Origin of the sequence: Streptomyces misionensis (genome assembly GCF_007896895.1) — a bacterium.
GTDB lineage: Bacteria > Actinomycetota > Actinomycetes > Streptomycetales > Streptomycetaceae > Streptomyces > Streptomyces misionensis_A.
Genome location: NZ_VOGW01000207.1, coordinates 5690 through 11617 on the forward strand (window position 1 = coordinate 5690; position 5928 = coordinate 11617).

General features: G+C 72.5%; 5 protein-coding genes. 2 read left to right on the forward strand and 3 right to left on the reverse strand.

Annotation, left to right across the window (positions count from 1 at the left end):
- Positions 1 to 14: 14 nt before the first annotated feature.
- From FRZ03_RS38340 to FRZ03_RS38350, 3 genes are all read right to left on the reverse strand, one after another.
- Positions 15 to 1661 carry a phospho-sugar mutase gene (locus FRZ03_RS38340; protein WP_146469781.1) on the reverse strand — a complete coding sequence of 549 codons (1647 nt, stop codon included), beginning with the start codon at positions 1659 to 1661 and terminating at the stop codon, positions 15 to 17.
- Between the two features lie 174 nt (positions 1662 to 1835).
- Complete coding sequence (locus tag FRZ03_RS38345) at positions 1836 to 2660, reverse strand: purine-nucleoside phosphorylase (protein WP_146469782.1); 825 nt, start codon at positions 2658 to 2660, stop codon at positions 1836 to 1838.
- 126 nt (positions 2661 to 2786) lie between these two features.
- A complete protein-coding gene (locus FRZ03_RS38350) occupies positions 2787 to 3224 on the reverse strand; it encodes a gamma-glutamylcyclotransferase family protein (protein WP_146469783.1) in 438 nt (145 codons plus the stop codon).
- A gap of 120 nt (positions 3225 to 3344) precedes the next feature.
- On the opposite strand from FRZ03_RS38350, the gene FRZ03_RS38355 reads away from it, so the two are divergent.
- A complete protein-coding gene (locus FRZ03_RS38355; RefSeq protein WP_146469784.1) occupies positions 3345 to 4793 on the forward strand; it encodes an NAD(P)H-quinone dehydrogenase in 1449 nt (482 codons plus the stop codon).
- Positions 4794 to 4958: 165 nt separating this feature from the next.
- On the forward strand, positions 4959 to 5903 hold the full coding sequence (locus FRZ03_RS38360; protein ID WP_146469785.1) for a DeoR/GlpR family DNA-binding transcription regulator: 945 nt from the start codon (positions 4959 to 4961) through the stop codon (positions 5901 to 5903).
- Positions 5904 to 5928: the final 25 nt, after the last annotated feature.

A 5928-nucleotide genomic window follows, 5' to 3' on the forward strand; every position in this document is an offset into this window, starting at 1 on the left:
GTGGGGCGCTGGGGTCAGATGCCGGCGGCCGTCGAGAGGTCCCGCTTGAGGGCGTCCAGGAGGGCCGTCGCGCGGGTGCGGGCGGCGGGCAGGCCGGCGTGGTCCGCGACCGGGACGACGACCTCCAGGTAGCACTTCAGCTTGGGCTCGGTGCCGCTGGGGCGGACGACGACCCGGGCGCCGTCGAGGGTGTAGCGCAGGCCGTCGGTCGGCGGCAGCCGGTCCGTGCCCTTGGTCAGGTCCTCGGCGCGGGTGATGGCCAGGCCGGCCAGCCCGGTCGGCGGCTGCTCGCGCAGGCGGCGCATCGCGTCGGCGATCAGGGAGAGGTCCTGGACGCGGACGGAGAGCTGGTCGGTGGCGTGCAGACCGTGCTCGACGGCGAGGTCGTCCAGCAGGTCGAGGAGGGTACGGCCCGCCTCCTTCAGCCCGGACGCCAGCTCGGTGATCAGGAGGGCCGCGGTGATGCCGTCCTTGTCGCGCACGCCCTCGGGGTCCACGCAGTAGCCGAGGGCCTCCTCGTAGCCGTAGCGCAGGCCGTCGACGCGGGCGATCCACTTGAAGCCGGTGAGCGTCTCCTCGTACGGCAGCCCGGCCTGCTCGGCGATCCGGCCGAGCAGGGAGGAGGAGACGATCGACTCCGCGAAGGTGCCGCTCGCACCGCGGCCGACCAGGTGGGCGGCGAGCAGGGCGCCCACCTCGTCGCCGCGCAGCATGCGCCAGTCGCCGCCGTCGCGCACGGCCACGGCGCAGCGGTCGGCGTCCGGGTCGTTGGCGATGACCAGGTCGGGGTCGGTCGCGCGGGCCCGGGCGAAGGCCAGGTCCATCGCGCCCGGCTCCTCCGGGTTGGGGAAGGCGACCGTCGGGAAGTCGGGGTCGGGTTCGGCCTGTTCGGCGACGAGTTCGGGCTCCGGGAAGCCGGCGCGGGCGAACGCGGCGAGCAGCACGTCCTTGCCGACGCCGTGCATCGCCGTGTAGACGGTGCGGGCGGTGCGGGGGGAGCCGGCGGCCAGCACGGCGTCGGTGCGGGCGAGGTACGCCTTGAGGACGGACTCGTCCAGGACCTGCCAGCCGAACTCCGGGCGCGGTACGTCGTCCAGCGAGGCGATCGCGTCGATCTCGGCGGCGATCCCCGCGTCGGCGGGCGGCACGATCTGGGAGCCGTCGCCCAGGTACACCTTGTAGCCGTTGTCCCGGGGCGGGTTGTGGCTGGCGGTGACCTCCACGCCCGCGACCGCGCCCAGGTGCCGGATCGCGAAGGCCAGCACCGGGGTGGGCAGCGGGCGGGGGAGCACGGCGGCGCGCAGGCCGGCGCCGGTCATCACGGCGGCGGTGTCGCGGGCGAAGTCGGCGGACTTGTGGCGGGCGTCGTAGCCGATGACCACGAGGCCGGCGTCGTCGCCCCCGTGAGGGGTGCCGTTCTTCTTCAGGTACGCCGCGAGACCGGCGGCGGCGCGGATGACGACGCTGCGGTTCATGCGCATCGGGCCGGCCCCGAGTTCGCCGCGCAGACCCGCGGTGCCGAACTGGAGGGTGCCGCCGAAGCGGGCCGCCAGCTCCTCGACGTCACCGGCGTCGATCAGCGCGGCGAGTTCGGCACGGGTGTCCGTGTCGGGGTCCTCGGCGAGCCACGCCTTGGCCCGCGCGATGAGATCGTCGTGCACCTTGGGATCAACCTCTCCTGTGTCTGCCTGGTCCCCCGGGGGCTCGGCCCCCGGATACCGCTTCTTCTGCCCGCGGGTGCGTGCGGCCCGCCGGTACCGCGGTGACGCGTCGTGCCCGGCCGGGGCCGCTTCGGGGTGCGGGGCGGCCCCTACGCCGCCCCGCCCCGTCCGGTCCTACAGCTTGCCCAGGACCTGCGCGAGCAGCGACCCCATGCGGGCGGCCGAGTCGCGGCCCGCCTGGAGGACCTCCTCGTGGTTGAGGGGTTCGCCCGTCATGCCGGCGGCGAGGTTGGTGACCAGGGAGATGCCCAGGACCTCCGCGCCCGCCTCGCGCGCGGCGATGGCCTCCAGGACCGTCGACATGCCGACCAGGTCCGCGCCGATGACACGGGCCATGCGGATCTCGGCCGGGGTCTCGTAGTGCGGGCCGGGGAACTGCGCGTAGACGCCCTCTTCGAGGGAGGGGTCGATCTCCTTGCACAGGGCGCGCAGGCGCGGCGAGTACAGGTCTGTCAGGTCGACGAAGTTGGCGCCCACGATCGGCGAGGTGGCCGTGAGGTTGATGTGGTCGCTGATCAGGACCGGCTGGCCGGGGCGCATGCCCGCGCGCAGACCGCCGCAGCCGTTGGTGAGCACCAGGGTCTTGCAGCCGGCGGCGACGGCCGTGCGGACGCCGTGCGCGACGGCGGCGACGCCGCGGCCCTCGTAGTAGTGCGTGCGGCCCAGGAAGACCAGAGCGCGCTTGTCACCGAAGGAGTACGAGCGGATCTTGCCGCCGTGTCCCTCGACGGCCGGCGGCGGGAAGCCCGGCAGCTCCGTGACCTGGAACTCCGCGTCGGGGGCGCCCAGGGCGTCGACGGCCGGAGCCCAGCCGGAGCCCATCACGAGGGCGACGTCGTGGGTCTCGGCGCCGGTCAGTTCGCGCAGGCGCGCGGCGGCGGCGTCGGCGGCGGCGTAGGGGTCGCCCTGGATGTCGTCCGGAAGAAGAGATGCGTTCACGTGGACGAGGGTAGCCGCTCTTCGCCTACGCGCGTAGATGACAGACCTCACCGGATTGCGATCGTTGTCTTGTCGTTTCCGACGAAGCGTTACCCGAAGTAACCGCAAGGTGGCGGCCGGTGCGGGTCAGCAGGGGCGCTTGCGCAGCTCCATCACGTAGTCGTGGGGTGCGCCGGCGGACTCGACCGCGTCGGCGACCTCGCCCAGATAGCGGGCCGAGGGGAGGCCGCCCTCGTAGTCATTGAGGACGTAGGTCCAGGCCTGCTTCTCGCCGTCCAGGGTGTGGACGCGGACCCGGACGCGCCGGTAGATGCCGAGGCCCACGCCCTCCCAGCGGTCGAGGGACTCCTCGTCCATGGGGGCGATGTCGTACAGGCCGACGAAGACCTGGTCCAGCGGCCCCTCGACGATCGTCGCCAGCGCGCCCTCCCAGCCGAGCTGCTCGCCGCCGAAGGTCAGCCGCCAGTCGTTCAGCCAGCCGGTGGCGCGCAGCGGCGAGTGCGGGGCGCGGCGGGCCATCAGCCGGGCGTCGAGGTTGCCGGCGTACGCGGCATAGAGCGACATGGGGAGAGAGTACGGCAGCGCCCGGATGCGCCCCGTGCGCCCCGGAGGGAGCGAGCGGTTCCGCCCGTGAACATGGTCACCGCCGCCCCCGGGCAGTAGCACCTTGAAGCGTGCGGGACAATGGAGTACGTGACTCGGATCGTGATCATCGGTGGCGGACCCGGCGGATACGAAGCGGCGCTGGTGGCCGCGCAGCTCGGGGCGGAGGTGACCGTCGTCGACTGCGACGGCCTGGGCGGAGCGTCGGTGCTGACCGACTGCGTGCCGTCGAAGACCCTTATCGCCACGGCCGAGGTCATGACGACCTTCGATTCGTCGTACGAGGAACTCGGGATCATCGTCGCCGACGACACCCCGCCGCTGGAGCGGGCGGCCCGGGTCGTCGGCGTGGACCTGGGCAAGGTCAACCGACGGGTCAAGCGGCTCGCGCTGGCGCAGTCGCACGACATCACCGCCTCCGTGACGCGCGCCGGCGCCCGGGTCATGCGCGGGCGCGGACGACTGGAGGGGATGCAGGCGCTCGACGGGTCGAGGAAGGTCGTCGTCACCGTCGCCGACGGCACCGAGGAGACCCTCACCGCCGACGCCGTGCTCATCGCCACCGGCGGCCACCCCCGCGAGCTGCCCGACGCCCAGCCCGACGGCGAGCGCATCCTCAACTGGACCCAGGTCTACGACCTCGACGAACTGCCGGAAGAGCTGATCGTGGTCGGCTCCGGTGTCACCGGTGCCGAGTTCGCCGGCGCCTACCAGGCCCTCGGCTCCAAGGTCACCCTCGTGTCGTCCCGCGACCGCGTGCTGCCCGGCGAGGACCCGGATGCCGCCGCCGTCCTGGAGGACGTCTTCCGCCGCCGCGGCATGAACGTCATGGCCCGGTCCCGCGCGCAGTCCGCCAAGCGCGTCGGCGACCGCGTCGAGGTCACCCTCGCCGACGGCCGGGTCGTCACCGGCAGTCACTGCCTCATGGCCGTCGGGGCCATCCCGAACAGCGCAAACCTCGGCCTGGAGGAGGCCGGCGTCAAGCTGCGCGACTCCGGGCACATCTGGACCGACAAGGTCTCCCGCACCACCGCGCCGGGCGTCTACGCCGCCGGCGACGTGACCGGTGTCTTCGCGCTCGCGTCCGTCGCCGCCATGCAGGGCCGGATCGCCATGTACCACTTCCTGGGCGACGCGGTGGCCCCGCTCAACCTCAAGACGGTCTCCTCCAACGTCTTCACCGACCCGGAGATCGCCACCGTCGGCTACACGCAGGCGGACGTGGACGCGGGCAAGATCGACGCCCGGGTCGTCAAGCTGCCGCTGCTGCGCAACCCGCGGGCCAAGATGCAGGGCATCCGGGACGGCTTCGTCAAGATCTTCTGCCGGCCGGGCACGGGGATCGTCGTGGGCGGTGTGGTCGTCGCGCCGCGCGCCTCGGAACTCATCCACCCCATCTCGATCGCCGTCGACAACAACCTGACGGTCGAACAGATCGCGAACGCGTTCACGGTCTACCCCTCCCTTTCGGGGTCGATCGCGGAGGTCGCCCGGCAGCTGCACACCCGCAAGGCGAGCGCCGAGGGCTGACGGCTGCGGCAACTCCTCGCTGGTCACGGGGAGTTGCCGGGTATGCGTCCGGCATAGTCGCGGTGGGTAGGTCTTATACCACTTCCGGTACCGCCATGCGAACAACTTCTGTTATTCGGCGCAAACTGCTGAAAGCAGACGGTCGCTGGGGTTACTGTCAGTTTCGTGTTCGCTGCTGAACGTCGCCAATTGATCCTCGAAATGGTGCGAGCGAACGGTGCGGTGTCGCTCCGTGAACTCGCCCGCGTCGTCCAGACCTCCGAAGTGACCGTACGGCGGGACGTGCGGGCACTGGAGGCGGAAGGACTCCTCGACCGCCGGCACGGCGGTGCCGTACTGCCGGGTGGCTTCACGCGGGAGTCCGGCTTCCCGCAGAAGTCCCATCTTGCGACCGCCGAGAAGACGGCGATCGCCGATCTCGCCGCCGGCCTCGTCGAAGAGGGCGAGGCGATCGTGGTCGGGGCCGGTACGACCACGCAGGAGCTGGCCCGCCGGCTCGCCCGCGTGCCCGGTCTCACGGTGGTCACCAACTCCCTCCTGGTCGCACAGGCGCTGGCCCATGCGAACCGGGTGGAGGTGGTGATGACCGGGGGCACCCTGCGCGGGTCCAACTACGCCCTCGTCGGCTCCGGGGCCGAACAGTCGCTCCAGGGGCTGCGGGTGTCGAAGGCCTTCCTCTCCGGGAGCGGACTGACCGCCGAGCGGGGCCTGTCCACCTCCAACATGCTCTCCGCCTCCGTCGACCGGGCGCTGGTGCAGGCCGCGGCGGAGGTCGTGGTCCTCGCGGACCACACCAAGCTGGGCACGGACACGATGTTCCAGACCGTGCCGACGGACCTGATCACCCGCCTGGTCACCGACGAACCGCCCGCCCATGACGACCGCGCCGCCACCGAGTTGCAGGCCCTCGCCGATCAGGGGGTGCAGATCGCCGTGGCCGGGGCGAACGGTAACCCGGGGGGTGACCAGGTCCCGGCAACCCGCCGCGCCCAGCTGCCGGGGCCGCGCAGGGGCCAGCTCCCCGCCAACACCCTCCGCTCCGCCCCTCCCCTGGGCGACCAGTCGGCCGGCCCGGACCGGGCCCGGGTCGCGGACTTGCGCCGCCGCTGAACGCCGCGCCGGCTTCGGCGGAGGT

Bases quoted from the DNA above. Each gene is read 5' to 3' on its own strand.
- FRZ03_RS38355 (WP_146469784.1), top strand. From the start codon at position 3,345: ATGGAGTACGTGACTCGGATCGTGATCATCGGTGGCGGACCCGGCGGA.
- FRZ03_RS38350 (WP_146469783.1), bottom strand. From the start codon at position 3,224: ATGTCGCTCTATGCCGCGTACGCCGGCAACCTCGACGCCCGGCTGATG.